Source organism: Infirmifilum tikiterense, from assembly GCF_054696565.1.
This window is the reverse complement of the sequence record NZ_CP182482.1, coordinates 844,410-870,180: the sequence shown is the minus strand read 5'-3', so window position 1 is coordinate 870,180 and position 25,771 is coordinate 844,410. Positions and strand designations below refer to the sequence as shown.

At 53.5% G+C, this 25,771-nt stretch carries 28 protein-coding genes and 2 tRNA genes; 17 read left to right on the top strand and 13 right to left on the bottom strand.

Features of this window, described 5'->3' with window-relative positions:
• Nucleotides 1-14: 14 nt before the first annotated feature.
• Nucleotides 15-99, bottom strand: a tRNA-Leu gene (locus ACNO7C_RS04800).
• A gap of 175 nt (nucleotides 100-274) precedes the next feature.
• Here ACNO7C_RS04800 and ACNO7C_RS04795 point away from each other — a divergent pair.
• Both ACNO7C_RS04795 and ACNO7C_RS04790 read left to right on the top strand, forming a co-directional pair.
• Nucleotides 275-442, top strand: coding sequence for a hypothetical protein (locus ACNO7C_RS04795; RefSeq protein WP_460025815.1), 168 nt, complete (start codon nucleotides 275-277; stop codon nucleotides 440-442).
• Between the two features lie 4 nt (nucleotides 443-446).
• A complete protein-coding gene (locus ACNO7C_RS04790; protein ID WP_460025814.1) occupies nucleotides 447-803 on the top strand; it encodes a biotin/lipoyl-containing protein in 357 nt (118 codons plus the stop codon).
• A gap of 100 nt (nucleotides 804-903) precedes the next feature.
• Here the strand turns inward: ACNO7C_RS04790 and ACNO7C_RS04785 are convergent.
• Nucleotides 904-988 (bottom strand) — tRNA-Leu (locus tag ACNO7C_RS04785).
• A gap of 119 nt (nucleotides 989-1,107) precedes the next feature.
• Here ACNO7C_RS04785 and ACNO7C_RS04780 point away from each other — a divergent pair.
• From ACNO7C_RS04780 to ACNO7C_RS04770, 3 genes are all read left to right on the top strand, one after another.
• Nucleotides 1,108-1,752, top strand: coding sequence for an MBL fold metallo-hydrolase (locus ACNO7C_RS04780; RefSeq protein ID WP_460025813.1), 645 nt, complete (start codon nucleotides 1,108-1,110; stop codon nucleotides 1,750-1,752).
• A 269-nt stretch (nucleotides 1,753-2,021) separates the two neighbouring features.
• The gene (locus ACNO7C_RS04775; RefSeq protein ID WP_460025812.1) at nucleotides 2,022-3,077 is read left to right on the top strand and encodes a phosphoadenosine phosphosulfate reductase domain-containing protein; all 1,056 of its coding nucleotides are present in this window, start codon (nucleotides 2,022-2,024) and stop codon (nucleotides 3,075-3,077) included.
• A 1-nt stretch (nucleotide 3,078) separates the two neighbouring features.
• Nucleotides 3,079-3,714: a recombinase RecB gene (locus ACNO7C_RS04770; RefSeq protein WP_460025811.1), complete on the top strand. Its 636-nt coding sequence runs from the start codon at nucleotides 3,079-3,081 to the stop codon at nucleotides 3,712-3,714.
• Here ACNO7C_RS04770 and ACNO7C_RS04765 read toward each other — a convergent pair.
• Both ACNO7C_RS04765 and ACNO7C_RS04760 read right to left on the bottom strand, forming a co-directional pair.
• Nucleotides 3,697-4,116 (bottom strand): Lrp/AsnC family transcriptional regulator, encoded by a 420-nt coding sequence (locus ACNO7C_RS04765; protein ID WP_460025810.1) that lies wholly within the window; start codon nucleotides 4,114-4,116, stop codon nucleotides 3,697-3,699. The genes ACNO7C_RS04770 and ACNO7C_RS04765 overlap by 18 nt on opposite strands.
• 68 nt (nucleotides 4,117-4,184) lie before the next feature.
• Complete coding sequence (locus ACNO7C_RS04760; protein WP_460025809.1) at nucleotides 4,185-4,754, bottom strand: HD domain-containing protein; 570 nt, start codon at nucleotides 4,752-4,754, stop codon at nucleotides 4,185-4,187.
• A gap of 85 nt (nucleotides 4,755-4,839) precedes the next feature.
• Here ACNO7C_RS04760 and ACNO7C_RS04755 point away from each other — a divergent pair, with 85 nt between their 5' ends.
• Both ACNO7C_RS04755 and ACNO7C_RS04750 read left to right on the top strand, forming a co-directional pair.
• A complete protein-coding gene (locus tag ACNO7C_RS04755) occupies nucleotides 4,840-5,721 on the top strand; it encodes an ArsA family ATPase (protein WP_460025808.1) in 882 nt (293 codons plus the stop codon).
• An 84-nt stretch (nucleotides 5,722-5,805) separates the two neighbouring features.
• Nucleotides 5,806-8,490, top strand: coding sequence for a cation-translocating P-type ATPase (locus ACNO7C_RS04750; RefSeq protein WP_460025807.1), 2,685 nt, complete (start codon nucleotides 5,806-5,808; stop codon nucleotides 8,488-8,490).
• Here the strand turns inward: ACNO7C_RS04750 and ACNO7C_RS04745 are convergent, their stop codons facing one another.
• A complete protein-coding gene (locus ACNO7C_RS04745; protein ID WP_460025806.1) occupies nucleotides 8,491-8,913 on the bottom strand; it encodes a hypothetical protein in 423 nt (140 codons plus the stop codon). It lies immediately after the preceding gene.
• Nucleotides 8,914-9,019: 106 nt separating this feature from the next.
• On the opposite strand from ACNO7C_RS04745, the gene fbp reads away from it, so the two are divergent.
• Nucleotides 9,020-10,126, top strand: coding sequence for a fructose-1,6-bisphosphate aldolase/phosphatase (gene fbp / locus ACNO7C_RS04740; RefSeq protein WP_460025805.1), 1,107 nt, complete (start codon nucleotides 9,020-9,022; stop codon nucleotides 10,124-10,126).
• A 5-nt stretch (nucleotides 10,127-10,131) separates the two neighbouring features.
• Here the strand turns inward: fbp and ACNO7C_RS04735 are convergent, their stop codons facing one another.
• Complete coding sequence (locus ACNO7C_RS04735) at nucleotides 10,132-11,403, bottom strand: Clp1/GlmU family protein (RefSeq protein WP_460025804.1); 1,272 nt, start codon at nucleotides 11,401-11,403, stop codon at nucleotides 10,132-10,134.
• 48 nt (nucleotides 11,404-11,451) lie between these two features.
• On the opposite strand from ACNO7C_RS04735, the gene ACNO7C_RS04730 reads away from it, so the two are divergent.
• Nucleotides 11,452-12,015, top strand: coding sequence for an ADP-ribose-binding protein (locus ACNO7C_RS04730; RefSeq protein ID WP_460025803.1), 564 nt, complete (start codon nucleotides 11,452-11,454; stop codon nucleotides 12,013-12,015).
• Here ACNO7C_RS04730 and ACNO7C_RS04725 read toward each other — a convergent pair.
• A complete protein-coding gene (locus tag ACNO7C_RS04725; RefSeq protein ID WP_460025802.1) occupies nucleotides 11,997-12,422 on the bottom strand; it encodes a phosphate-starvation-inducible PsiE family protein in 426 nt (141 codons plus the stop codon). The genes ACNO7C_RS04730 and ACNO7C_RS04725 overlap by 19 nt on opposite strands.
• A 70-nt stretch (nucleotides 12,423-12,492) precedes the next feature.
• Between ACNO7C_RS04725 and mobA the strand changes: the two genes are divergently transcribed.
• Nucleotides 12,493-13,110, top strand: a complete 618-nt coding sequence (gene mobA / locus ACNO7C_RS04720; protein ID WP_460025801.1) for a molybdenum cofactor guanylyltransferase — start codon at nucleotides 12,493-12,495, stop codon at nucleotides 13,108-13,110.
• Here mobA and ACNO7C_RS04715 read toward each other — a convergent pair.
• The gene (locus ACNO7C_RS04715) at nucleotides 13,090-13,515 is read right to left on the bottom strand and encodes a M67 family metallopeptidase (RefSeq protein ID WP_460025800.1); all 426 of its coding nucleotides are present in this window, start codon (nucleotides 13,513-13,515) and stop codon (nucleotides 13,090-13,092) included. The genes mobA and ACNO7C_RS04715 overlap by 21 nt on opposite strands.
• A gap of 482 nt (nucleotides 13,516-13,997) precedes the next feature.
• Between ACNO7C_RS04715 and ACNO7C_RS04710 the strand changes: the two genes are divergently transcribed.
• From ACNO7C_RS04710 to ACNO7C_RS04685, 6 genes are all read left to right on the top strand, one after another.
• Entirely contained in the window at nucleotides 13,998-15,848 is a 1,851-nt protein-coding gene (locus tag ACNO7C_RS04710) for an aldehyde ferredoxin oxidoreductase family protein (protein WP_460025799.1), read from the top strand.
• A gap of 40 nt (nucleotides 15,849-15,888) precedes the next feature.
• Nucleotides 15,889-16,161, top strand: a complete 273-nt coding sequence (locus ACNO7C_RS04705) for a MoaD family protein (protein ID WP_318537910.1) — start codon at nucleotides 15,889-15,891, stop codon at nucleotides 16,159-16,161.
• 1 nt (nucleotide 16,162) lies between these two features.
• Nucleotides 16,163-16,504, top strand: coding sequence for a winged helix-turn-helix domain-containing protein (locus ACNO7C_RS04700; protein ID WP_460025798.1), 342 nt, complete (start codon nucleotides 16,163-16,165; stop codon nucleotides 16,502-16,504).
• A gap of 103 nt (nucleotides 16,505-16,607) precedes the next feature.
• The gene (locus tag ACNO7C_RS04695) at nucleotides 16,608-17,567 is read left to right on the top strand and encodes a carbamate kinase (protein ID WP_460025797.1); all 960 of its coding nucleotides are present in this window, start codon (nucleotides 16,608-16,610) and stop codon (nucleotides 17,565-17,567) included.
• Entirely contained in the window at nucleotides 17,554-18,561 is a 1,008-nt protein-coding gene (locus ACNO7C_RS04690; RefSeq protein ID WP_460025796.1) for a transglutaminase-like domain-containing protein, read from the top strand. Before ACNO7C_RS04695 ends, ACNO7C_RS04690 begins: the two co-directional genes overlap by 14 nt.
• Nucleotides 18,558-19,649, top strand: a complete 1,092-nt coding sequence (locus ACNO7C_RS04685) for a hypothetical protein (protein ID WP_460025795.1) — start codon at nucleotides 18,558-18,560, stop codon at nucleotides 19,647-19,649. The genes ACNO7C_RS04690 and ACNO7C_RS04685 overlap by 4 nt, the downstream gene beginning before the upstream one ends.
• On the opposite strand, the gene ACNO7C_RS04680 is transcribed toward ACNO7C_RS04685, so the two are convergent.
• Nucleotides 19,611-20,942 (bottom strand): TldD/PmbA family protein, encoded by a 1,332-nt coding sequence (locus tag ACNO7C_RS04680; protein WP_460025794.1) that lies wholly within the window; start codon nucleotides 20,940-20,942, stop codon nucleotides 19,611-19,613. The two genes, ACNO7C_RS04685 and ACNO7C_RS04680, sit on opposite strands and share 39 nt — an antisense overlap.
• Nucleotides 20,942-22,387 (bottom strand): TldD/PmbA family protein, encoded by a 1,446-nt coding sequence (locus tag ACNO7C_RS04675; protein ID WP_460025903.1) that lies wholly within the window; start codon nucleotides 22,385-22,387, stop codon nucleotides 20,942-20,944. The genes ACNO7C_RS04680 and ACNO7C_RS04675 overlap by 1 nt, the downstream gene beginning before the upstream one ends.
• Before the next feature lie 76 nt (nucleotides 22,388-22,463).
• Here ACNO7C_RS04675 and ACNO7C_RS04670 point away from each other — a divergent pair, with 76 nt between their 5' ends.
• Nucleotides 22,464-23,129 (top strand): adenylate kinase, encoded by a 666-nt coding sequence (locus ACNO7C_RS04670; RefSeq protein WP_460025902.1) that lies wholly within the window; start codon nucleotides 22,464-22,466, stop codon nucleotides 23,127-23,129.
• On the opposite strand, the gene ACNO7C_RS04665 is transcribed toward ACNO7C_RS04670, so the two are convergent.
• From ACNO7C_RS04665 to ACNO7C_RS04655, 3 genes are read right to left on the bottom strand one after another with little or no spacing between them, the layout of a single operon-like run.
• The gene (locus ACNO7C_RS04665; protein WP_460025793.1) at nucleotides 23,095-23,568 is read right to left on the bottom strand and encodes a hypothetical protein; all 474 of its coding nucleotides are present in this window, start codon (nucleotides 23,566-23,568) and stop codon (nucleotides 23,095-23,097) included. The genes ACNO7C_RS04670 and ACNO7C_RS04665 overlap by 35 nt on opposite strands.
• A complete protein-coding gene (locus ACNO7C_RS04660; RefSeq protein ID WP_460025792.1) occupies nucleotides 23,561-24,778 on the bottom strand; it encodes a DUF58 domain-containing protein in 1,218 nt (405 codons plus the stop codon). Before ACNO7C_RS04660 ends, ACNO7C_RS04665 begins: the two co-directional genes overlap by 8 nt.
• Before the next feature lie 4 nt (nucleotides 24,779-24,782).
• The gene (locus ACNO7C_RS04655; RefSeq protein WP_460025791.1) at nucleotides 24,783-25,730 is read right to left on the bottom strand and encodes an AAA family ATPase; all 948 of its coding nucleotides are present in this window, start codon (nucleotides 25,728-25,730) and stop codon (nucleotides 24,783-24,785) included.
• Nucleotides 25,731-25,771: the final 41 nt, after the last annotated feature.

Sequence of the window (25,771 nt, the reverse complement as noted above, 5' to 3'; positions counted from 1 at the left end):
TCAGATGCATGAGGTGCGGGGGCCGGGATTCGAACCCGGGTAGGCCGACGCCAGCGGATCTTGAGTCCGCCCCCTTTGACCTAGCTCGGGCACCCCCGCTCCTCGAGCATTTCTTAAACCAAGGAGGGTTAAAAACATTACAGCCTAGGTCAGGTTGCCGGGAGCTTGGTGTAAAGGCTCAGGAAAGCCTTATATTGGTTGTCGGGACAGATAACGTGATGGGTTCGTTAACATTCCAAGGGCTTCTCGTGGAGCACTTGAAAAGGGTGTGAGGATGGAGCCTGGAAAGCGCGCTGTTGTTCTAGCAGCGGTTATAGCGTACATGCGCTCCAGGGAGCGGCGCCGGAGGCATCAGAGAGCTCTCGCCGCCACACCCGTCAGCGCGTGGAGGCTCGCGCGGGCGCTGGACGTAGCCGAGGATGATGCTCTCTCCCAGTGGTGAGTGCATGAGGAAGAAGTTCCTGGTCATAGTAGATGGTGAGGCCTTCGAGGTTGAGGTCGAAGTTGAGGAGGGGGGGAGCCCGCTCGAGACCGTTCTCTCTGTCCTGCAGACAGGGATAGTCAAGAAGGTCGAGTCACCACCTTTAGGCAAGGGTGTCGTGACGTCGCCCATTACTGGAAGAGTGTCCAAGGTCAACGTAAAGAAGGGGGATGTTGTCCGCTCTGGAGACGTGCTTGCGGTGATCGAGGCTATGAAAACCCTTGTTGAAGTCAAGTCAAATACGAGCGGGACCGTAACTGAAGTTTACGCTGAGGAGGGGGGTGTCGTGAAGCAGGGAGACCCCCTCTTCAAAGTCGAGTAAGACCTCTCCTGAACAAACCTTCGCGTTTTCCTAGAGGAGCCTTTGAGGATAGACTATCCGCTAGAACTTTCAGCGCGCGAGGGAATTCAGACGCGTGAGGTGCGGGGGCCGGGATTCGAACCCGGGTAGGCCGACGCCAGCGGATCTTGAGTCCGCCCCCTTTGACCTAGCTCGGGCACCCCCGCTCCTCGAGCATTTCTTAAACCAAGGAGGGTTAAAAACATTACAGCCTAGGTCAGGTTGCCGGGAGCTTGGTGTAAAGGCTCAGGAAAGCCTTATATTGGTTGTCGGGACAGATAACGTGATGGGTTCGTTAACATTCCAAGGGCTTCTCGTGGAACACTTGAAGCACGCCACCTTCAAGCTCTCAGCAGGCGGTGTGACGGTCTACATTGATCCCTTTGAGGTCGAGGGCGCTCCGAAGGACGGCGACATTGTGATATGCACTCACGACCACTACGACCACTGCAGCCCTGACGATGTTCTAAAGGTGGCGAAGAAGGACGCTGACGTAATTGCCAGCGTGAACTGTAAGGGGAAGGTTGAGAAGCTGGGTCTCCGTTACCACCTCGTCGAGCCCGGGAGCAGAGTTGAGGTGAAGGGGGTTACCGTAGAGGCTGTTCACGCGTACAACGTCAATAAGAGGTTTCACCCGCGTGAGTACAAGGGTGTCGGCGTCATAGTAACTATCGGTGGTGTTAGAGTGTACCACGCCGGAGACACCGACCACATTCCGGAGATGAAGGAGCTTAAAGGGAGGGTGGACGTTGCGTTACTACCGGTTAGCGGGACTTATGTAATGACCGCTGAGGAGGCCGCTAGGGCGGCGCTGGATATCCAGCCTAAGCTAGCTATCCCGATGCACTACGGGGCAATTGTCGGCTCAGCAAGTGACGCTGAGCGCTTCAAGAAAGAATTAGAGGGTAAAATCCAAGTAGCAATCATTTAAATCATCTATTTAGGTGTTTTTTCCTTTGGCTATTTCTCGGTTACTATTACTGGAAAGATACCGGCACCTCATAGGCTGGGTTACTTAAGCGCATCAATGAGCCTGAATTATGCGGCATGAGATGTGACCCTAAGGAAACTCACAGATGTCGCTAGAACACTCGTGGCTACTCTCTTAACCCTGCTGGAGGCGAGAGAGTCATTGGATTGAGATAAGAAGCAGGGAAAACTAAATGTAACATTGCTACGAGGAGAAATCTCGATGGGCTGATGATGGAGGCATATCCAGTGCTTGTAGACGGGAAAGCGGAGGGGTTTGTAAGGACTTTCGGTGACTACGTCGAGGTTACACGCGGAAACGTCCAGGAGCACTACCTGTGGTTAGGAGATAGAGGTTTCGGGTTGAAAACAGAAAGCGAGCTGTTCAGAATTCTCTACGAGAGCCCTATCCTGCCGTCTCTAGAACCTCGAGAGGGGTTGCTTGAAGAGCGTGTAACACAGGCCGCGACGGCTCTCAGGGAGACACTTGATGGTAAGCTTGTAATGGCCGATCTAAGTGGGGGGAAGGACAGCACAGCTCAGCTACTCATCCTGTCAAGGCTCCGCGAGCATATAGACTTCAAACTCCTGGCCGTGTACGTCCACGTCCCCTACCTCGAACCCCCTGAAAACATTGACATAGCCGAGAGGATCGCTAACAAGCTGGGAGTAGAGTTCCTATACGTGGAGGCGGACAGGAGGATGATGCAGTTCTATCTCATGCGCGAAGGACTACCTAGACGTGGCATAAGGTGGTGCACCTACCTCAAGACGAGGGCTCTGAGAGAGGCGCGGAAGGCCCTGGGCGCCGACTTTGAGGCTAAAGGGGACCGCATGCTTGAAAGCGGTAAAAGGATGAGCAGGCTCAAGGGCTTAGCTACGAAAAGTAGTTTTGTGCAAGGTCGCACGTTAAACCTAGTGTACGACTTCACAGCATTAGATGCGGCGAGGATTGTTGCAGAGCACGACTTGGTGCACCCCCACTACCTTCTCGGAATACCCAGGGTCTCGTGCCGCTTCTGCCCCTACCGTAGCCTCTACGAGCTTAAGGCCGCTGAAGCTCAGGAGGTCGAGGACCTCGGCTTGCTCGAGCACTCGGCGATGCTCATGTACAGGAGGCACTACTCTAGCGTGGCTACGTGGGACTTGTTCTGGGAGCTAGCGCTGTGGCGGTATCAGCCCACCCTCGCTAGGTTGAGGTTGAAGGAGCTCTCCAACGCCGACTTCGCGAAAACGCTTACTTTAGGCGACGTTAAGGCTATGTTTAGAAGCCTTTGGGTGAGGTGAGGTGGGTTCCCGTAGGGGGTTCTGGACCGAGACTCTGGCTTTCCATATTCTTGAGAGCCTCGGCTTCGAGGTCGTTTCGTACAGGCACAGGGTTGTCAGAGAAGGGGTTGAGGTAGCTGAGGTCGACGCTATTGCGCGCAAAGGTGGGGAGCTTTACGCAGTCGAGGTTAAGTCGGGGAGGGTTTCGACGACCGATGTGAGGCAGGCGCTTGCTAACGCTCAGCTCGTAGGGGCTAAGCCTCTGATCGTCGCTAGGGGGTTCGCTGATAAATCGGCTGAAGTGTACGCGCGCGAACTCGGAGTAGAGGTCGTGCTACTGCCGGATTACTTCCACTTCGTGTCTACGGAGGAGTTGGAGCGGCTTGTTGAGAACGCACTGGTCGAGGCGCTATCTAGATTACTTAATGTGAGTATCGATGGGCTGAACGAGGAAGAGCTGGAGGCAATCAAGGTAATAGCGGTTAGCCGCGATGCTGGCGAGGCGTCTACGAGGCTCGGCCTGGATGGCAAAGGCTTTTCCCAGCTGATCTCCTCTCTCAGGGAGAAGGGAGTCCTCTCGGAGAGCGGACCCTTCGAAAAGCTCAGGCTGCAGGCGCGCGTCTTCTTGCTACTGAAGAAGCTACTTGATCCTCTCTAGGACTATAGCCGGGCAGACCTTTTTAACCCCCTCCATCCTGCCGATCTCCTCAATTATCTTCATTAGATCTTGTCCTGTTTTAGCCCAAACCTCGGTCATTATCATGTGGTCTCCCGTTGTGACGAAAACAGACACTGTGAACTCGCGCTTTGAGAGCTCGTGGGCCACTGAGAGTACTTTATCTGGGTCTGTGTCCACGCCCACAAGGGCTACGCCGTTGTACCCTATCTTCTTCGGCTCAACGACGATTGTGTACTTCCTGATCACGCCTTCTCTTTCCAGCTTCTGTATCCTCTTCTTGACCGCTACATCGGTCACTCCTACAGCCTTAGCTATCTCGGTGAGCGGTGTGCGCGCGTTGTCCATCAGCATCCTGAGTATGACGGCGTCCTTATCATCCATGGCTACGAATAGGGATGCGCCGCGTTGATATAAGGTTTTTGAAAAGTTTGAACTTTTAATTTCAAAGTTCAGCTTTTAGAGCCACAGAGGAGGGCTCTCTCGATGTCGCTGAGCACTTGCGCAACTACGGTCTCGAAGCACGTACCCCTCGCGACGTCAATCGCTTTCCGTCGGGAAGTCTCAGCTATCTCCAGAGCTCTACCGTAGCCCGATCTCATGTACCTCAATGCCTGCAGGTAGGTGGACAGACTGTCAGCTATCCTCGCGGCTTTTGACTCGGGCGTAGCCCCCTCCTCCCACTCTTTTAGCAACTCTCGAAGACTCGGCTCCATTTCAAGCTCGCTGATAGCCTTTTCCTCCAGACTGTTCTTCAGGTCTCCCAGCTGAAGGCTCGTGTACCTTGGGATGTCGCCCAGAACTCCTTCCAGCAGGTCGTGAACGAGCCCGAGCATCCCAGCCTTGTACGGGTTCAACGGGCACTCCTCGGGCTTTACTCTTGAGGCGATAAGGTAAGCGATTAACCCGGTTTCCCAGGAGTGCTGCGAGACCGTCTCAGCTATAGCTGTAGGAATCCCTCTCATCATCCATCCTTGCCGCGCCAACCATTTCGAGGATTCCAAGAGGTCCCACAGGTTCACGTGAGCTGTCTTAAAGCCCGTGTAATAAGGTTAGTGTTTTCCTAAAAAGAATATATTTAGCCTTGAACACGAAGCTACTGTGCCCGTGCTTATAAGTTTTTGGGGTAAGGGTGGGGTTGGAAAAACAACGCTCTCGTCAGCGCTGGCTGTTAAGCTAGCAGAGAGGGGTTACAGGGTTTACCTGATTTCAACGGATTTCGTCCCCTCTCTTCACGATGTTCTGGGCGTAGAGTTCTCCGATGAGCCCAGGGAGGTTTGCAACGGGGTTGTCGCGGAGCAGCTTACCGAGGAGAAGATCGTGCAACTGTGGAAGGAGAGGTTCGGAGAAGAGGTTTACAGGGTAGCATCCAGCATATTCCCGGTGGGTAGGGAGATCATTGACTACGTGGCTGGAGCTCCGGGCATTGTGGAGGAGTTCACTCTTTACTATGTTTGGGATAAGTTCCACAGGATAAACGCTGACTTCATGGTCTGGGATACCATGGCTACGGGCGGGGGTATAAGGATGCTCCGCATCGAGAAGGAGTTCTACGAGCACCTGGGTGATGCTGCAAAGCTCTACCTAAAGCTTAAAGGGGTTATCGATAAGGTTAGAACTGGGGGCGCCGAGCCTCTCGAGCTTATTGAATCCTGGAAGAGGCTGGCGAGCAACATTCTGGAGTTTCTCAAATCCGAGCAACACAGAGCAGTGATCGTGTCCAGGCCTCTACCTGTGGATTTCTCCGTCACGCGCAGAGTCTATGCTGAGCTCTCAGATGCGGGTATACCAGTGAAGGCGGTAATAGTGAACATGGTAGGAGATACAGTAGCGGAGGGCGCGGTGCTAGACGCGTTTAACCGCGAATTCCACGGAAAAGCCCCGTTACTTCTCGTGCCCAGCGTTTCCCCGCCTCCCAGTGGGTGTGAGAGGCTTAAATCCATCATTGAGAGCGAGCAGGTGGAAGCCCTCCTTAGAAAGCTCCTCTGACCCCCTGACTACGCCCCGGCACTTTAACCGCATTCATTAAGTTAAGTTTTTAGGATTCGGCGTTCTCACGGCTATCGTTCGAAGATGAGTGGGAGCGCTCCTTGGCACGCTCTCAGCCAGGAGGAAGTCTTCGAGAGGTTGCGCACAACCCCTCTAGGGCTGAGCGAGGATGAGGCCCGTAGACGTCTTGAAGTTTGGGGACCGAACAGGATTGAGGAGGAGAAGAGGGCTAGCCCTTTGAGGCTTTTCCTGAATCAGTTCCTGAACCCTCTGACCGGCTTGCTTCTTTTCGCAACAGCCCTCTCAGTCGCGATAGGCGAGACTCTCGACGCCTTAGTCATAGTGGTCCTTGTTTTGGCTGGCGCGATCCTAGGCTTTTACCAGGAGTACAGGGCTGAGCGAGCCCTTGAGGCCCTCAAGAAAATGGCATCGCCTCTCGCAACAGTCATAAGGGAAGGTGAGATGAAGACCGTTCGCTCGGAGGAAGTTGTACCTGGAGACGTACTCGTGCTAAACGCCGGCGATAGGGTCGCGGCAGACGCTAGAGTCTTCGAGGCAGTAAACCTCCGAGTTGACGAATCTATGCTTACGGGAGAGTCTACCCCTGTGGACAAGATAGCTGAGACCATAGAAGCCGATGCGCCTTTAGCGGAAAGGGTGAACATGGTTTTCGCGGGTACTGTAGTGGTGTACGGGAAGGGGAAAGCCGTCGTCGTGGCAACGGGAAAAAACACCGAGCTTGGGAAAATCGCCGAGTCGCTACAGGAGGTTAAAGCCGAGAAAACCCCCCTCGAGAGGCAGCTCGACGCACTTGGGAGGAATCTCCTGGTTCTCATGCTAGTCGTGGCTTCCGTGGTCTCGATTGTAGGCATGTTCTTCTGGGGGCTCCATCCTCTAGAGCTGCTACTTTGGGCTGTGAGTCTAGCTGTTGCGGCTGTACCGGAAGCTCTTCCAGTCGTTGTAACGGGCTCGCTCGCTATCGGTGTTTACAAGATGGCGAAAAGGAACGCCATCGTTAAGAGGCTTCCGGCTGTCGAGACGCTGGGCTCGACAACTTACATTTGCAGCGATAAGACAGGGACCATGACTAAGGGTGAGATGACGGCGGTGAAAGTCTGGGTCTACGACGCCACGTTTGAAGTTACAGGTACGGGCTACGACCCGAGAGGAGAGATACTGTTCAGAGGCTCCCGCGTTGAGGCTTCTCAAATTCAACCACTATACATGCTGCTTTTAAACGCGTACAATAACAATGACTCTCAGCTAGCTAATTCGGATGGGAAGTGGATCGTCAGGGGTGATACGACGGAGGGTGCTCTCAAGGTTCTCGCGATAAAAGCCGGAATAACTTTATCCTTGGAGAGGGTAGGCGAGGTTCCCTTCTCATCCGAGAGAAAGAGGATGAGCACGCTTCATGTGCACCAGGGTGGGAAGGTGATGTTCGTGAAGGGTGCTCCTGAAGTTCTGCTACCTTTATCGTCAAAGATCCTCACGTTTAACGGTGAGGCTGTTGAACTGACAGAAGAGATTAGAAGAAGGGTCCTCGAGGTCAACGACGAGTTCGCCGGAGAGGGGTTGAGAAACATCGCTTTTGCGGTCAAGTTCTTCGATCATGAAAAGGAAACTGTATCCGAGGATGACGAGAAAGATCTAGTTTTCCTTGGCCTAGTAGCCCTGATAGACCCCCCTCGCCCAGAGGTTAAAAGCGCGTTGGAAACGTGTAAGAGAGCAGGGATTAAGGTCTCGATGATAACAGGCGATCACAAGCTCACGGCTTTATCCGTAGCGAAGCAACTCGGTATGCTCGAGGAGGGAGACATCGTGATCACTGGTGCCGAGCTAGAGAAGATGAGCGAGGAAGAGCTTACCGAGAAAGTTGAGAGAATCCGGGTCTATGCACGCGTGTCCCCCGAACACAAGCTTCGCATAGTTAAAGCACTAAAAAAGAGGGGGCATGTGGTGGCTATGACCGGAGATGGAGTAAACGACGCGCCGGCTCTCAAGGCCGCGGATGTCGGCGTGGCGATGGGTATTACAGGTACTGAGGTGGCCAAAGAGGCTGCTTCCATGGTGTTAGCCGACGACAACTTCGCGACGATAGTCGAAGCAGTAAAGCTTGGTCGTGAAATATTCGAAAACATCAGAAAGTACCTTGTTTACCTGCTGTCGGCTAACATCACGGAGCTTCTAGTCCCACTCCTCGCCACCTTCATGGGCCTCCCAATACCGTTCACGGCGACTCAGATACTTTGGGTTAACCTCGTCACAGACGGGGCGCCAGCGATCGCGCTAAGCCTTGAGCCCGGCGAGCCTGACCTTCTCGAGAGAGAGCCGCGAAAGCCCAACTCGCCTATATTCTCGAGAGGGGAGACGCTGGCATTCCTAGTAATAACGCCACTCGTTTTCACGCTCAGCCTAGCCTTTCTGTTCAAGCTTCTCCTGAGAAGCGGTGTGCCAGTGGTGGAGGCTAGGACTACGCTCTTCACGTCCATGGTGCTCAGCGAGCTTGTCCTAGCTTATCTGTTCAGGTCTCTCAGAAGCCCGATCTACAAGCTCTCGCCCCTGCGCAACAAGCCCCTCCTCTTGACGCTGGTTCTATCCTTCATCGTACAAATGCTGATCTTAAGTATTCCTCCAGTGCAGGCCGCACTCGACATAACACAGATCTCTCTTGAAGATTTCGAGAAAGCCGTAGCTGTGATAGCTACCCTAGCGGTGACCACCGAGGTGGCCAAGGTTACCTTATCGCACCTAGAGGAAAGAAGGTAGTCACACCCGGGGCTTCACGATAATTCTCTCCACGTAGCCACGCGACCTAAGCTTCTCCACGATAAGCCTACCCGTTCCCACGGGGATATTCAGGGCGGTGCAGATTTCTTGAAGCGTGCGCCTGCCATCGCACATCGCAAGGAACAACCACTCCAGCGTCTCCAAGCCCTTGGGCTCAGGCGCCTTGCTGGACGGTACAGGTATCTCAAGCAGGGAGTTCAGGACAGGCCGCTCCGAGGAGCTTGACCACTCGACCCGAACAACCCTACCCTCGGGGTTCACGAAAACTATAACCTGGTGGTCATTGTGGGGGATTACGATCGCTGCAATCTTCAATGGGTTCCTGCTGGCCGACGAAACTACCTCTTCATCCACCTTAACGTCGAATCTTCTTGAACACTTGGGGCAAGTGACCTCAGGCACATGTAGAGCTCTCAGGAGAGCGATAAAAGCTTATTCGATTAAACGTTCTTGAGCTTACGCAAAATTACTAAATCATAATTATAAGTTAGCATAGTGCAATGAAAACATGATGAAGGTAACAGTATCGCTTATTAAGGCTGACATTGGCGGAGTTGCCGGACACGTTATAGTTCACCCAAAGCACGAAGAGCTTGCGCGAAAAAAGCTTCAGGAGGCTAAGGAGACAGGCTTAATAATCGACTACTACGTGTACCACGTCGGGGATGACCTTCAGCTACTGATGACACACCTCAGAGGAGAGAACAACCCCGAAGTACACAAGCTCGCCTGGGACATATTCGTCGAGGCGACTGAGAAGGTCAGCAAGGTTTACAAGCTCTACGGCGCAGGGCAGGATCTCCTGAGCGAGTCTTTCTCTGGAAACGTAAGAGGGTTGGGGCCAGGAGTCGCTGAGATGGAGTTTGAGGAAAGAAAGAGCGAGCCGATCCTCGTCTTTTCAGCGGATAAAACGGAGCCTGGTGCTTGGAACTTCAAGCTGTACAAGATATTCGCGGATCCCTTTAACACGGCAGGTCTAGTCATTGACCCGCTGATGCACGAAGGGTTTACCTTCGAGGTTTTGGACCTTATAGAGGGTAAAGCCGTGAAGCTTAGGGCTCCCGAGGAGATCTACGACCTCCTGGGTCTCATAGGGACACCTGGCAGGTATGTGATCAGGAAGGTTTGGAGAAGAGTGGATAATGAGGTTGCGGCTTCAGCTTCAGTGACCAGGCTCTCACTAATAGCTGGGAGGTACGTCGGTAAGGACGACCCCGTCCTGATAATCAGGGCGCAGCACGGTTTTCCGGCTACAGGGGAGGTTCTGGAGGCGTTTGCCTTCCCGCACCTGGTTTCCGGCTGGATGCGAGGCTCCCACACGGGGCCACTAATGCCTGTGAGTCTCCGCGACGCGAAGTGCACACGCTTCGACGGCCCGCCCAGGGTTGTGGGTCTAGGATTTCAGCTACATGATGGTTTGCTGGAGGGCCCGGTCGACCTTTTCGACGACCCTGCTTTCGACTACACCAGGAGGATCGCGGAGGAAATCGCTGACTACATGAGGAGGCACGGTCCATTCATGCCTCACAGGCTCGGCCCCGAGGAGATGGAGTACACCACTCTCCCGCAGATTCTATCCAAGCTGAAGGATAGATTTGAGAAGGTTGAGGCGTAAACACGTTAAATAGACCATTTTTCTAACCCTGCCTCTTCCTCAAATGTGCTAGGGTTCACCTTCTGGACTCCTAGTAGCCAAAGCTTCTCGGCGGGATTGTCGACGGGAGTCAGGACCTGGATCCTGCCTTCACGGGGATTAACCCCGGTTATGACGCCTATGCCCTCGCAGTACTTTTCCCGGCTCATGAAGCCTACAACGCTGTGCATTAGCTCGTAGCCGCTTAGCACTTTGACGTGCCTTACGCCGTACACGCTCTTTGCTAGCTCGACGGCTTGTGGAGGTGGCTGGGGTTGAGTGATAACCCCAAGGTGGTCGTCCGACTTCTCAGCGTAGAGCACGTTGACTCCTAAAATCGCCTGAAGCCTTGAAACTTCTTCCGCGACCAGGGGAGCGCCTGTGAAGAAAAACGTGTAAGCTATGTCTATGCTAGCGAAGTCTACGCTTTTCACGGAGGCTGATGCGAGGTACCTCGAGAACACCCACCTTCTGTACTCTCTCCTGTCCCCTCTGCTCCTCTCGAAGACGTATTGAGGCTTGGGAACTCTAGTGAGCCTAAACATCTTCCTCAGGGGGCGCTCCAGCTGGACTAGGGTGCTGGATCCGCCCACGAGCACAACGAGGTCGGGTTCTACGGCGAGGGTTTTAATGAGCTTTAGGTCTCTACCCTCGCTTTCGGTAACCCAGCCCGTGGTGTCTATTATCGTGATATCGGCCAGCTTCTCAGCCTTACGCAGAAGGACAACTACACCACCTATGCTCCTATGGAGTAGCCCCGAGGGAGTGTTAGAGCCTATGAAGAAGGAGTCGTAAACCTCGACGTTCACGAGGGAGTAGACGGGCTTCGAGGCTACGCCAAGCCCAATAGCCCCTGGAGGCCCTACGCTTTTCTGCCCCACATCCGCGTCGATAACAGCCACTCTTCGCCCCTTCCCCGTGAGAGAGTTGACAAGCAACGTGGCGAGAGAGGTTTTCCCGCTGTCTACATCCCCCATGATGATAACGCGCCTGAACTCGCCTTGGCTTATAGCCTCTGCGAGCCTGTACCATTCGGCCGGTATCGTGTCCCCCTCAACCAGGGAGAAACTACCCTTATCGACCTCCAGTCTAGAGTCGTCTGTAGCGTACAGGGGTAACGACCTGGTAGGCTCTGCGAAGGCCTCGCTCCCGGCGCTGAGAGTCGCTCCGAAGATCATTACAGAGCCTTCGAGGACTCTGACCTTCGAGGGGCCATGGGCTACCAGTGTGTACCCTTTAGGTAGACTTATCTCAGGCATGCCTCCGGCGATTTCCTTATAACACCTCGAAGGGGTTTTAAAGTTGCTATGCGCGCGTGCTTCAAGGTGCAGGGCGTTTCGGTTGAGCTCATCGAAGGCGACATAACGGAGCTTGAAGCCGACGCTATAGTTAACGCCGCTAACAGCTACCTTAAACACGGAGGCGGTGTTGCGCTGGCGATAGTTAAGAAGGGGGGTTACACCATACAGCGGGAAAGCGATGAGTACGTCTCGAGACATGGACCCGTGCCTGAGGGCCAGGTGGCTGTCACTGGAGCTGGTAAACTCAAGGCGAAGTACGTAATCCACGCGGTGGGCCCGAAGTACGGGGATCCTATGGGAGACCAGAAGCTCCTGAATGCTTTCACGAACTCGCTTCTCAAAGCGGAGGAGCTGGGGCTGAAGAGCATAGCCTTCCCGGCTATATCCACCGGGGTGTACGGCTACCCATACGAGAAGTGCGCGGAGATAGCTGCCAGGGCTGTCCTAGAGACGGCTAGCAGGCTGAAAAGCGTAAGCAGGATCGTGTTCTGCCTTTACGGGAGAGAGGCGTACAGCGCCTTCGCGACGGTGTTCAGTGAACTGCTGAGGGATTATACTTCATCCTGCTGACTTACCAGGCGAGTCTTGCGGGATATGATCCACGAGGCAAAGAGTGCTGCGAACACGGCGATGTAAAGGATAAGGCGTATGTCTGAGACCTCCTTCAGCTCCATAGTTATTATCTCTCGGATTATGAAGATGAGAGCTGCTTCGAGTACGACGATCACCGAGATTCTCTTCTCGACAATGCCTCCCACTAGGGTTCGCATAAGATCCACCGCCACTATCATAAGGAGCGACTCGTCGAGAAAGGTTACGAAGTGCTGTCTGTCGAAGGTCGCCTCGGCAGCCAGCTTTAACGCTTCTCCTCCAAGCTTCCAAAGAGACAGCATGACGGCTATGGCGAGCAGAAACGCTATCAGGGCTTCAAGCAGAGTAATTAGGCCTCCCGCGACCCTCTCTACGTAACGCTCCACACCTCGAAACTACAACATGGCACGTAAAAACATTTTTCATAATTAATCACGTCAACACGGGGTGCACGGGTTGAACCTGGTAGTGCTGGCCGGTGGTGCTGGTCGAAGGCTAGGCGGGGTTTACAAGCCTCTTCTAGTGCTGTGCGGCAAGCCGATGATCCTCAGGATACTGGAGGCCATGTCAGGGTACTTTGACAAGGTAACCGTTATAGTACATGACGCCGAGCAGATCGAGGCGATCTCTGATATAGCTACCGGTTTAGGGTTACGGGTGGATGTAGTAAGGGATATCCTGGAGGTGGCCTCACCGCTGAACGGCCTGTACACGGCCTCGCTGACCGTTAAAGAAGGGATTTTTGCAGTGGTTCCCGCTGACACACCTTTCATCAGAGGGGAGACGATGAAGACACTCTACCGGCTTCTCGACGACGGAACCGACGCCGTTGTACCGAGGTGGCCCAACGGGTACGTTGAGCCCCTCGTCGCCGTCTACAGGAGAGAAGCTGTGAGGCGAGCCCTCAGCAACGCCGCGCTCAGCGGTGTGAGGGTCTCGTGGCTTCTCGAAAACATAAGAACGAAGTACGTGAGCGTGGAGGAAATATCCGAGAACCCGCAACGGGAGTTCTTCAACGTGAACACTCGCGGTGATTTAGAGGTTGCTCAAAGGCTATGTCACGAAAACCACTAATTCACGTAGCTCCGACTCGTAGACCCAGGCCCTGACCCCCCTTTTAGACATTATAACCCATACTTCACCCGGGCACTCCATCATCCTCCTCAGGTCTAGGGGTGAGGGCGTTGATTGAGAATCCTTGTGAATGTGGAGGAGGCCGATGTACTCGAGCCCGCTGGATGCAGCCCTGTGTACGGCTTCAACCCAGTCCCCAAAGTCCACTCGGAAAGCCCCCTGGGTGTAAGTTCCTCTAAGCTTGTACGCTTCCAAAACATGGTACACATCTTCGATTCTCGTACCAGAAAGCGCCGCGGCGCACTCGCCTGGACACTCGCGCCAGAGCGATTCTAGGGCGAGGCTAGGTACAACGATCTTCCTAACGTTAAGGCTTTCTACGATCAGGCTTGGACAAACATCCACAAACCTTTTACGTAGTTGCTACACATTTTTGTTTTCCCCTAACCCCCTACTTCGCCTTAACACTTCCGCTTCTCGTAAAGTTGCTGGATAGCGAGAGAGGCTCCAAGGGGTGCCTGCACTGCTACATAATACACTGCTAGGTCAATCGCGATGCCCATACCCCGCGCATGCACCATAACCTGATTGGGAAGTTAACGAGGAGGTCTACGTCAGCTTGCAAACCCCAGACCTGGTTCAACCAGACTCAGAACGTCGACACACTCGAGAAAAAGGCTGTCGGATCGCTCAAGGGGGATCCTTGCATAACGAAAGCCTGCACGGGACATTATGAAAGCCGCGAGGAAGCCAGATCAGTGAGAGGTGGACGTGCCAAGCGTGAGCTATCATTACTGTGTGTTTTTATTAAAAATTTCGCGATATTTTTATCTGGAAATATCGTAAAGCTTTTCTATTACGAAAGCATGAATAGTTATTGACCGCCGATGAAAGGCGGATACATGGGTAAAATTCTCTTCGTGAACCTGACTGACAAGACGATAAGGACCGAGCCCATCGACCCGCAAGTTGCCGAGAAGTACATCGGAGGAAAAGGATACGCCTTGTACCTACTGTATTACAGGTATTTGAAGGAGTACATGAAGAAGGGAATATCTCCTAAGGACATCAACGCGCTTGGCCCTGAAAACGTCCTAATCTTCGGGACCGGGCCGCTAACCGGAGTTGCGGGCGTTCCTTCACCGGGAAGGCACCACGTCATGACGCTGAGGTCTCCCTTAACGGGCTCCGTGGGCAGCGCGAACAGCGGCGGAGAGTTCGGGGCCTACATGAAGTTCGCCGGCTACGACATGATAGTCGTTGAGGGGGCATCCGAGAAACCAGTGTACCTCGAGGTCGTGAACGGTCATGCAGAGATTAAAGATGCCTCAGACCTCTGGGGCCGGAACGTCTTCGACACAACCAGGGTGCTGAAGGGAAGAGTCAAGGCTAAGAACGTAAGCGTAGCCTGCATCGGCCCTGCCGGTGAAAACCTGGTACTGTTTGCCAACATCATGAACGACGAGCACAGAGCGGCAGGGCGCACAGGAGTAGGTGCAGTCATGGGTAGCAAGAAGCTGAAGGCTGTCGTCGTTGGTGGCGACGAGAAGCCTCAGGTAGCCAAGCCAGACGAGTTCCGCGAGCTGTCAAGGAACCTTATTGAGAGGATCAAGAAGAACCCTGTAACCGGTGAAGGCTTGCCGAAATACGGCACGGCTATCCTAGTAAACATAATAAACCAGGCCGGTATGCTACCCTACAAGAACTGGCAGTTCGGCTACAACCCGGAGGCCGACAAGATCAGCGGCGAAACCCTCGAGAAGACCTACCTGATAGCCAGGCGCCCCTGCTGGGGATGCCAGATTGGTTGTGGTCGCGTAGTCAAAGTTCCCTATGGTCCATATCAAATCCTTTACAGCGAAGGACCGGAGTACGAGTCGATATGGGCCCTTGGCAATTCGACCGGCGTTATGGACCTTGCTGCGATAATAAAGGCTAACCACCTCTGCGACGAGCTCGGCATGGATCCGATCTCGCTGGGATCCACGATTGCGGCAGCCATGGAGCTCTACGAGAAGGGCTACATCCCAGAGGAGGACCTCCAGGGTCTGGACATGAGGTTCGGGAACGCTGCGGCACTGGTTGAGGCGACGTGGAGGACTGCATACAAAGCGGGTTTCGGTGCCAAGCTCGCACTCGGCAGCAAGAGGCTTGCCGAAATGTACGGTGCACCGGAGCTCTCGATGAGCGTGAAGGGCCTAGAGATGCCAGCATACGACCCACGCGGCGCTAAGGGTATCGGCCTGAACTACGCTACGGCCAACAGGGGAGGCTGCCACGTCACGGGCTACACGATATCCCCCGAGATCCTCGGCCTTCCGCAGAAGATCGACCCGCTGACGCCTGAGGGGAAGGCCCAGTGGGTGAAGGTCTTCCAGGACCTCACCAGCGTAGTCAACTCCGCTGTAAACTGCCTGTTCACCACCTTCGAGATCGGCGCCAAGGACTACGCGGACCTATTCAACACAGTTGCCGGCTTCAACTTCACGGCGGATGATGTCATGAAGATCGGTGAGAGGATATACAACCTTGAGCGCTACATTATGTCACTCTACGGTTTCTCGGCCAAGGACGACACTCTGCCGAAGAGGCTGACGCACGAGCCGATGCCAGAAGGCCCGGCGAAGGGTCAGGTTGTTGAGCTCGACAAGATGCTCAAAGAGTACTACCAGCTCCGCGGCTGGGTCGACGGAGTTCCCACGAAGGAGAAGCTGAAGGAGCTGGGCATCGAAGTTTAAATCGAAAAAGTTTTTCTTTACCTTCTCTTTTTAGTTTTCCGTGGCTAAAGTCAAGATACTACTGTTTGCTACCTTACGTGACAAGTACGGTGTTAAAGAGGTTGAGGTTGAGACAAGCGGCAACTTCAGAGAGGCTATCGAGAACGCCGCCAGGGTGCTCGGCAAGGAATTCGTTAGAGAGGTCTTCGAGGACGGTAGCTACAGGAGCGACAGGCTGATCCTAGTGAACGGCAGGCACATACAGTTCATCGGTGAGGTAAGCCTGAAAGACGGTGACGTGATAGCTATCTTTCCACCAATAGCCGGTGGATGATTTGGTTAAGATATCAGCGAGGACTAAACTCTGGCTTACTGCTAACGGGAAGCCTCTCATAGGAGAGGGTGGGTACCTACTCCTCAAGAAGATTGAAGAAAAAGGCTCTCTGGTCAAGGCAGCCGAGGAGCTGGGAGTTTCCTACAGCTTCGCATGGAGGTACCTGCAACGCGTTGAAAAGCTTCTGGGAAAGAAAGTGGTTGAGTCGCATAGGGGTGGCGGGGAGAGAGGGGGTACGTCGCTAACTCCGGAAGGGCGTCTCCTAGTACAACTCTACGAGCGGGCTCGAAAGCTTGTTGAGAGAAGCATTGAGGAGTTCGTGAAGGGGGCTCCAGAACTTTAACTGTTTTTCGGGGAGGTGGTGCGAAAGGTTTTTCTTTTCCTCGTTTTCTCTGCTTAAATTTATTCTGAGTGTTCTTTATATTTAACTTCGTTAGGAACCTTATGTGAAGAAGACTATTGTTGTAGCGCTTGGCGGGAACGCTCTCATCCGTAGGGGCCAGGTTGGAACGTTTGAGGAGCAGGTTGAGAACATTTCACGCGTCGCACCAGCTCTGGCGCGTCTAACAGAAGATTACAGGGTCGTGCTGACGCACGGGAACGGGCCTCAGGTAGGTAACTTGTACCTTCAGCAGGAGTGTGCTACGCAGGTCCCCCCTATGCCGCTACACGCCTGTGTTGCTATGACCCAGAGCCTTATCGGATACATGATCCAGACAGCCTTCGCGAGGTGCTGTCCTGAAGTCAGGGTTAACGTGGTTCCGACAAGGGTTCTCGTGGATCCCGGTGACCCCGCTTTCCTCAACCCGTCTAAGCCCATTGGGCCGTACTACCCTGAGAGCGAGGTGGAGAGGCTCAGGCAAAAAGGGTGGAGTTTGATCTTCGTTCAGGGGAAGGGGTGGAGGCGCGTTGTCCCGTCCCCGATGCCTAGAGAGATAATTGAGCTCGAGCAGATAAGGGCTTCTATTGAGAGATTTGAGGTTACGGTCGCCGTGGGGGGCGGGGGTGTGCCAGTTATTCGAGGAAGACAAGGGCTTGAGGGCGTTGACGCCGTGATCGACAAAGATCTCGCTTCGTCACTCCTAGCGATATCACTGGACGCAGACACCTTCGTCATTCTAACGGATGTCGAAGGTGTTTACCGAGACTTCGGTACGCCGAGCCAGGCTGTTATTCGGGAGATGTGCTGCGAGGAGGCTGAGGAGCTACTAGAGAGAGGTTACTTCCCAAAAGGGAGCATGGGTCCTAAGGTGGAGGCGTCGGTGCTCTACGCCAGCGTAACGGGTAGAGAGGCACGTATAGGTAGCCTTGATAGGCTTCCCGAGATTATTGCGGGGAGATCCGGAACAGTCGTGAAGAGGTGTGCTTATAAACCAGGTAGAAAGGTTACTGATGATGGGTCATAGTAGCTATAGGTTGGTTCTCGCGTGTATTGTTCTAGCGGTGGTTTTTCTCCCCCTGTCTCCTCCAATAATTTCTTCCTCAGGTTTTAAGCTCGGATCTCAGGTAACTTACACAATCGTCGGACGTTTCCTCCTAGTGAATAACAACAACGTCACGGTTAATGACTACATATACATTTCACTCCCCCAGAACACGAGCTTCCAGCAAAGCTACGTGGTGAAGATAGAGCCCAGGCCTATCAGGCTCTTGCAGGACGAGGATGGCAACGTGTTCGCGGTGGCTGCTGTGACGGCTAGGCCGAACGAGAGGGTCTGGGTTAACGTGACATACAGAGTTATCGTTACGCCATACGAGATCGACAGGGCGCAGAGCCGGGGGGTGTGGCCCCAGGGAGAGCTAGTAAGGCGGTACACAAGGTCTACCATGTACTGGGATATATACAACGCGACCTTGGTAAAAATCGCCTACGATATTGCCTACCGGGACGCTCCGCTAGAGGTGGTTGATAGGCTTGCAAGCTGGGTCGTTGGCAGAGTTAGGTACACTGTGAACCTGGGGCGTAGCGGGAGCAACCACGCCCTAGTGTATACCGGTAGGGGCTACGCTATTCAGGGGGACTGCGTCGAAGTCTCGGATGTTTTCGTAACCATGGCACGCTCGCTGGGAATTCCCTCCAGAGCCGCCTACGGCTTCCTGCTGACGAGCTACAAGGAGCACATGTGGCTTAACATGAGCACCGTTGAGGAGGAGGGCGAGGCGATCCTGAGCCACTGGGGCGGGCACATGTGGCCTCAGGTTTACATAGACCCGTACGGGTGGATCGACGTGGACATGCTGGATGGAATGTCGCCTAATGTTGGGCGGTTCAGCGCGAGGCACGTGGTTTTCGGCTTCGAGGAAACCAAGTACTATGGATCGTCGCTGACGAGCAGCTGCATTCCCAGCTACATGACCTTGAGATACATCGAGTACTGGTTCGACGGTGAGCTCTCATGAGGAGGAGCTTGCTGATCATCTTGCTGGGACTCCTCACGCTGTATGCTACAGCATCAAGAGCACAGCCATCGTACTGGATCGCTCTCAACTTCAGGGTGACTTTCAACGCTGACGGAACAGCTACCGTTGACGCTAAGTTGCACCCCTTTACTGTCGATGGTAAGAGCCTGTTCGAGAACAAGGAGGTTGAGGCAGCTTTGAGGAACCAGACCTCCCAGACGCTAAGCTACATACTCCTGATGTTCTCCGACAACCCTAGGTTGCTCAACTTCCAGGTTTTGACGCAGATGGATAAAAGGTATGGTGAATCGGTGCTCTGCGACGCGGCGGGCACAGGTAAGATGACGGAGTTTCGAGGCGCTTACATTTTGTCAGTTAAGGTGTTTTTGAACACCAGCAACTACTTGAGGAAGATAAACGACTCGGTGTTTGAAGTCAAGCTTCGCGACAGCTTCACGAGCACTGATCCGCGGAGCTGGATAGATGTTTTGGAGATAGTGTTCAACGGCACCACTCTTGAGAACTTCGCGTGGGAGCCCTTCTTCGCCCACGGCCCCTCTGTTAGGGGGCAGGGCAGACTGATGTGGATCAACTTCAACGAGCAGGAGGCCCCTGACATATACAGTTTCATCCTCGTGATCCCCGGGTTAAAGCACGTTGGCGAGCCCCCCGAAGTTACTGCCGCGATAACGGATGCAGTCCTAGAGGGCGGTACATTGCGCTTGAAGATAAAGAATACTGGAGGCAGTAGCGGCTACGTCTACGTTTACGTTAAAGGGGGGTTGGAGCAGGTTAGGAAGATTTACCTTTTTTCCAGGGAAGAGAAGGAGGTTGCTTTCCCCTACGTCGACTCGAAGAACGTTGTAGTCCAGCTTTTCTCCGGGGACAGGCTTTTGGACGAAAGAAGCGTTGCTGCTCTCGAGGGTGCTCCAACTCCAGCGTTGAAGCGTACGAGCGTGTACGTCACTATCCTGGTGATAATCGCCATTTTCGTAGCTACAGTATTCGCTCTAGTAGCCATCAGAGGGAGTAGAAAGAAAAGCTCGGGCTTAAGCGGTGTGCTTGGAGGTTCCCGAATCTCTTACTAGAATGTAAGGTGTTCTAGTAGGTGTCTCGACTTCCCACCAGTACATGTCGTAGGGCGTGTCGCCAACGGCGACTATGTTCTGAAGCATCCTCGGGAACGAGTCGGCGATTCTGAGCTTCCTAGCCGCGCCGACAATGTCGCTGTCTTTCACGATGAATATCGCATCCCTGGTTATGGTAGAGAAGGTGCCCTCGACGTAGTTTTGAAGCCTGGTGTACCAGTTGTTGGTGACTATAAGGCCGTTTTTCATCTCGCTCAAGAGCTCTTCGAACTTGTAGTCCCCAGGCCTCACGTTGAGAGCCCATAATCGCGGAAACACGAGGCCAGCGTTTCCGGTCGTCTTAGCGCCGAACTTCGAGGCAGTCTTGGTGTTGTGAAGAAGTGTTTTGAGCACACCCTTCTCTATTATCGGCTTATTGTATGTTGGAACCCCCTCGTCGTCGAACGAGGTGGAGCCTGGCAGCTCCACGAGGTGGGGGGCGTCCTCGATGGTTAACGCTTCGGAGGCGACCCTATCTCCAGGCTGATTGTTCATGAATATCGAGCTACCCATCAGCACGCTGTGGGCGAGCGCCATGTCAGCAATGTAGTTGAAAAGGTTCCCAGCGACCATTGGTGAAAGCAGGATGTTGTACCTCCCAGGCTGCACTTCCTCCTGCACCCTGGAGCGGAAGGCGAAGTCTGCCGCGGTCTCCGCCACCTCCTCGACTCTCCTCATATCCAGCCTCCTAGTGCCTAAAGACCACTGTCCCGACCCTTCACCGGCGAACGCGCGGATGTACATCTTAAGGTACGTGGACTCCTCCTGCATCTCCGCACCCTTGCTCGTCGCCAGGGCTTTCCTGTCGTGCGAGATCTGGAGCATTCCGGCGAAGTAGTCTATTCTGTAGCGGTTTGCGGCTTCAACTATAGCCTCAGAGATGCCGGATGGGTCGCGGATTGATTCGACGAGCCTCTTATCTACAAGCCCCTGAAGCACCGCGGGCTTCCCTGGCTCAGGCAGAGGAGCGTAGAGCATACTTGGAGGAAGCCTGTGATGCATCGCGTAGAGTTTTTCAAGGATCCTGTACGCGTCCTCCAGCGAGCTTACAGGCGCGCTAGTCCCGAGTATCCTTTGGCCCTTCGTGACGTAGACGCCAACCTCTATAGTTGACCAGTTTTGTACGACGCTGGGTTCGCTGTTAGCAAACTTCACCATAACGCTCTCGGTTGCGGTTACCCCGACCGCAACCTCGTCGAAGCCGATCGCGAGGGCTTTCTCTTTAACCTTAGTACCCACTTCTAACAAGTCCATCACGCTATCACCCGCAACAAAATGTTTCTCACCCTAACGTTTGGACCCCCGAACCACACAGGCACCCCCTGCATTGGTTCGCCTTTCCCGCAGGTGCCGGCATAAAACTCCAGGTTCTTGTCCGCGGCATCCACGCTGCTGTAGAATGTCTTTGTCGTGAGCTCCAGGACGGGGTTTTTCACTAGGTTCTTCAACTCGCCGTTCTCAATCAGGTACGCCTCCAGGCCACCGTACCTTTGGCTCCACCGCTCGTCGTCGATGTTCCACTCCATGTAACCCTTAATGTACACACCAAACTTCACGTCCTCTAGAAGTTCCTCGAACGTGTAGTCGCCGGGCTTGAAATAGGTGTTCGCCATCCTGATTATGGGCTCGGACTCGTGGCTCATGGCCCTAGCGGCCGCGTTGCTGTTAACCCCGAAGAGCTTTGCTGTCCAGCGGTTGTGCAGGAACTCGTTTATCTTGCCCTCCTTATAGAGGTACCTTGGACGGGCAGGGACCCCTTCGTCGTCGTAAAGGTAAAAGCCGTTGCTTCCCGGAATTGTGGGGTCGTCTATCACAGTTGCATACTCGCTTCCTATTTTTTCGCCCAACATGTCAGGCTTTATGAAGCTCTTTCCAGCCTGTGCGGCTTCGCGCCCGAGTATCCTGTCTGCTTCGCTGGGATGCCCGCAGCTCTCGTGGACCATGAGTCCGACGATCTCGCTACCCACTATTACGTCAACAGGTCTGTCCGTTGGGGGAGACCTTGCTTCTAGGATTATTTTCTCAAACTTCCGCACATCTTCCGGGAGGTAACCGATCACATTCCACTTCTCAAGGAGCTCGTACCCGCCCGACGCGCCATGTGAGAAGAAGCGCTGGATGGTCCCATGGGAAGGCAGGGTCACGACGACGTTGTAGCCTAAAGAGAGCCGAGGTATCCTGCTCTTGATGTAGGCACCGTCAGTGTTCGCGACCACCTTTTCTTCCACGCTTTCCCCGATCCAGGATGTTAGCGTGGCGACGCGCGCGGTAGAAACAGAGGAGCTGACGTTTTTCCACAAGTCAGAGAGGTAGGATACCTTCTCCTCTACACTAACGTTCATGAAAGGTTTAACCTCGTTCACTTCATACGTGGCTCTTCCTAGCCTCTCCTGGGAAAACTGAATGGGCTTCTTTACGAGCTTGCTGTGAGCCTGCGCCTTTCTGAAAGCGTCTTCAACAGTCTTCCTCACACTTTCCTCTGTGAGGATAGTGGTTGAAGCAAAGCCAAGCGCCCCGTTGGCGATAACTCTGACTGCTATGCCCTCCGAGACAGAAGACTCCGTCCCGATGACCTCTCCGTTCCTGGAAAAGAGGCTGCTCCTGCTATGCCTGTGGTACCTAGCTTCGACGTATCGAGCCCCGAGGCTCGAGCCTACATCGAGCGCCTTCAGAACGAGATCCTCGTGGTTCCAAGGCATCTTGGTCACAAATACACAGGCTTAGCTACATAAATTTTTAACTAGATATCTTGTCAAAGTGAGCGGGAGGAACGACGTGAAGCTCGTATTTATAGGTCCTCCGGGCGTCGGGAAGGGAACTTACGCGCAGGCTGTCAGTGAAAGATACGGTATTCCTCACATATCTACGGGCGACATTTTCAGAGAGGAGGCTAGGAAGGGCAGCGAGCTTGGGAAGCTTGTGAAAGAGTACATGGACAAGGGCCTGTTAGTGCCTGATGACCTTGTAATAGAGATAGTTAAGAGGAGGCTTCAGGAAACCGATTGCAGGAACGGGTTCATACTGGATGGCTTCCCCAGGACGTTACCCCAGGCTCTTGCTCTCGAAGAGTTCGCAAAGCCAGATCTAGTCTTAAACTTCATCGCTCGGGAGGATGTTATAATAGAGAGGCTTAGCGGGCGTCGCGTGTGCGCTAACTGCGGCGCCATCTACCACGTTAAATACATGCCTCCCAGGGTGCCAGGAGTGTGTGACAAGTGCGGTGGACCTCTTATCATTCGACGTGACGATCGGCCTGAAGTGATCAGAGAGAGACTGAAAGTTTTCCACGAGCAATTCACGCCGATTATACGCTTTTACGAAGAGAGGGGGAGACTCATAACCGTAGAGGCCAACGAGCAAGCTCCAGTTGTCATACCAAGAGTCCTAAGTATCCTCGAAATGCGATTCAAGGAGTCACCTCGCTCGCAATCCGGTAAATGACATAGACGATAGCCGCGACTGTCAGAGTTATGGCAAGTGAGGGGGGCCTCCATTGTATGCTTTCAACGCTCTCCCAGATGAGGGGCACGAGCGTTAAGGCGATGTAGAGCGGCGTGTACCAGTTTAAGACATAGTGCACCCCAGCTAAAGTCCCTTTACCGATTATGTGTAACGAGTCCCGCGAGGCTATCAAAAGGAGGCCTAAAAACATCGCAGAAACTACGTCTAATTGATCAAAGGCAGTTAGTATCACCAAGAATAGGTACATGGTGGAGAATGCAGACTCTATAACCTCCACGTGGGGGGCGCGGTAACCCGCGAACTCCAGTGCTAGAAGTGAGATAAACACGAGCTTGTAGGTAATCGGAAGCCTTAACAACAGCACCGTCAAAACACAGAGAGTTAAGAGGATTAAGGCGAGAAAACCTTGCTCACTCATAGGACTCCACCACAACGGCTCTTCTCGATTTGCGAGGTAAAATTTCCAGTATTCCCTCTCTCCAGATCTCTGAGAGAAGATTTTTCGACCTGAGGCTACGTAGGCTTGGTATCTCGAATGGGTTAACGGCTATACACGTTATGCTGTATCCCATGCCTTCAGCCTCCGAGATTATTCTGTAGACCTCTTCCTCTGTAAAAGAAGAAATAATGACGACGGATGAGCCCGAGGGAGAGAGGATGTACGAGATTCTTTTGAAGACTTCACCGTAGTCGACAATCTGTCTAGTCGGCAAGTAACGCACGTCAGCTAGTGCAGACAAGAGCCTGATCAGGTGCCTTTTCCCTGAGCCCGGTTTAACCCAGTCGCGGTAGTTTCCCACAACAAGCATCGCGACGCGGTAGCCTGAAAGCGTCAATCCAAACACCAATGAGGCAGCTACCCTTACTAAAGCGTCAACGAAATCCTCGACTTCTCGACCCAGGATCCTCTTACCACTCACGTCAAGGACTACGATTACGTTGGTGAGCCTCTCAGATTCGAAGACATTAACCATCCACTTTTGAAGCTTAGCTGTTGCCTTCCAGTTTATGCGGCGCAACACCCCACCTTGAGCTTCTTTAACTTCCAGGAAATCTCCGCCCTCACCGGGTCTTTTTGAGGCTATTTCGCCTGTCCTGGGAATAGTGTAGGTTGCAGCCAAGCCTACGCGGTATTTTCTTAGCAGTTTGGGTAAATACACGATTTTATCATGTTCGAAGCTGAACCTCTCCACTCTTCTCATTAGAAAAGGATCGTATATCTCGACTATCGCAGGACCTATCTCGTAATGACCTCTCTTTATAGAAGAAACCCTGTACTTGACTGATTTCTCCTCATGTGGCCTCAGGACCAGGAAGCCCTTGTTCGCGCCCTCCACGACTGTGAGAGGTTCCGCTATCTTATCCTCGAGGCCTAGAATAAGCGGAGAATTTGAGAGGTTCTTTACTCTTAGGGTGACTTCAAGCTCCTCGCCTTCAATAAGCCTCGTTCTGGAGAGCTCTCGAGAGAAGTCAACACGTGCTGTACCCGTGGCTGGGGAATGCCGACTGAGGATTAAAGAGTAGATTAGCGGTAGGGAGAAGAGGAGGAGGCTCCACTTTTGCAGACCTACAGCTAACGAAACAATTAGCAATACTAGTATCGCTGTGGCCCAACCCTTCTCCGTCAACACGTTAATCCCTTACTTCTCTCGGAACCTCGGTTTTCTCAAGAACCTGTTTGACCAGCTCCTCGGATGTGAAACCTCTGATCGCGCTCTCAACCCTCAGTACAAGTCTGTGAGCTAGAACTGGAACAGCGAGCTCCTTTAAATCATCGGGAATGACGTACTTTCGGCCTCGTATGAATGCAAGGGCCCTTGAGGCCTTCATCAGAGCCTCCGCGCCTCTCGGGCTGACTCCCACCTCCACCTCCTTCAATCGTCGGGTAGCGGAGACCAACTTCACTATGTACTCGAGGATGCTCTCGTCCACGTAGACATCTTCTACGGCTTTCTGAAGTGCGAGGATCTCATCCCGCGAGACGACTTTGTTGATTATAGGCTTATCCGCTCTCCGCTCGACGCGTTTTCTCAAAATCATCTTCTCCTCTTCGAAGCTAGGGTATCCCATCTTTACCTTCATCAGAAAGCGATCCAGCTGGGCCTCCGGTAAAGGGTATGTTCCTTCGAGTTCAATCGGGTTGAGGGTGGCTACAACCATAAAAGGCTCGTTCAGGGCAAAGGTACTCCCATCTATTGTAACTTGCCTCTCCTGCATGGCTTCCAGCAACGCGCTCTGCGTCTTCGGCGGGGCTCTGTTTATCTCGTCCGCGAGAAGAATGTTCGTGAATATCGGTCCCTTTCTAAGCCTGAAATCCCCTAACTTTGGGTCGTAAATGTAGCCCCCTGTGATGTCCGAGGGTAGTAGATCCGGGGTAAACTGCACACGCCGAAACTCCAGGTCAAGCGCATGAGCAAAAGATGAAGCTAGAAGGGTTTTAGCCATTCCCGGGTAGTCTTCGATGAGCAGGTGACCTTGAGCTAGGAGCGTGACTAAAACTTTCTCAACAACATCTCTCTTTCCGACGATAGCCTTTTCGATCTCAGCGTAGAGCCTCTCGAAGCGCTGTTTATCAGGCATCTCCTTGACCGTTTTTGAATGGGAGATACTGTTAATATTCG

Bases quoted from the DNA above. Each gene is read 5' to 3' on its own strand.
- ACNO7C_RS04795 (WP_460025815.1), top strand. From the start codon at position 275: ATGGAGCCTGGAAAGCGCGCTGTTGTTCTAGCAGCGGTTATAGCGTAC.
- ACNO7C_RS04790 (WP_460025814.1), top strand. From the start codon at position 447: ATGAGGAAGAAGTTCCTGGTCATAGTAGATGGTGAGGCCTTCGAGGTT.
- ACNO7C_RS04780 (WP_460025813.1), top strand. From the start codon at position 1,108: ATGGGTTCGTTAACATTCCAAGGGCTTCTCGTGGAACACTTGAAGCAC.
- ACNO7C_RS04775 (WP_460025812.1), top strand. From the start codon at position 2,022: ATGATGGAGGCATATCCAGTGCTTGTAGACGGGAAAGCGGAGGGGTTT.
- ACNO7C_RS04765 (WP_460025810.1), bottom strand. From the start codon at position 4,116: ATGGATGATAAGGACGCCGTCATACTCAGGATGCTGATGGACAACGCG.
- ACNO7C_RS04750 (WP_460025807.1), top strand. From the start codon at position 5,806: ATGAGTGGGAGCGCTCCTTGGCACGCTCTCAGCCAGGAGGAAGTCTTC.
- fbp (WP_460025805.1), top strand. From the start codon at position 9,020: ATGATGAAGGTAACAGTATCGCTTATTAAGGCTGACATTGGCGGAGTT.
- ACNO7C_RS04735 (WP_460025804.1), bottom strand. From the start codon at position 11,403: ATGCCTGAGATAAGTCTACCTAAAGGGTACACACTGGTAGCCCATGGC.
- ACNO7C_RS04730 (WP_460025803.1), top strand. From the start codon at position 11,452: ATGCGCGCGTGCTTCAAGGTGCAGGGCGTTTCGGTTGAGCTCATCGAA.
- ACNO7C_RS04710 (WP_460025799.1), top strand. From the start codon at position 13,998: ATGAAAGGCGGATACATGGGTAAAATTCTCTTCGTGAACCTGACTGAC.
- ACNO7C_RS04690 (WP_460025796.1), top strand. From the start codon at position 17,554: ATGATGGGTCATAGTAGCTATAGGTTGGTTCTCGCGTGTATTGTTCTA.
- ACNO7C_RS04685 (WP_460025795.1), top strand. From the start codon at position 18,558: ATGAGGAGGAGCTTGCTGATCATCTTGCTGGGACTCCTCACGCTGTAT.
- ACNO7C_RS04680 (WP_460025794.1), bottom strand. From the start codon at position 20,942: ATGGACTTGTTAGAAGTGGGTACTAAGGTTAAAGAGAAAGCCCTCGCG.
- ACNO7C_RS04675 (WP_460025903.1), bottom strand. From the start codon at position 22,387: ATGCCTTGGAACCACGAGGATCTCGTTCTGAAGGCGCTCGATGTAGGC.
- ACNO7C_RS04665 (WP_460025793.1), bottom strand. From the start codon at position 23,568: ATGAGTGAGCAAGGTTTTCTCGCCTTAATCCTCTTAACTCTCTGTGTT.
- ACNO7C_RS04655 (WP_460025791.1), bottom strand. From the start codon at position 25,730: ATGCCTGATAAACAGCGCTTCGAGAGGCTCTACGCTGAGATCGAAAAG.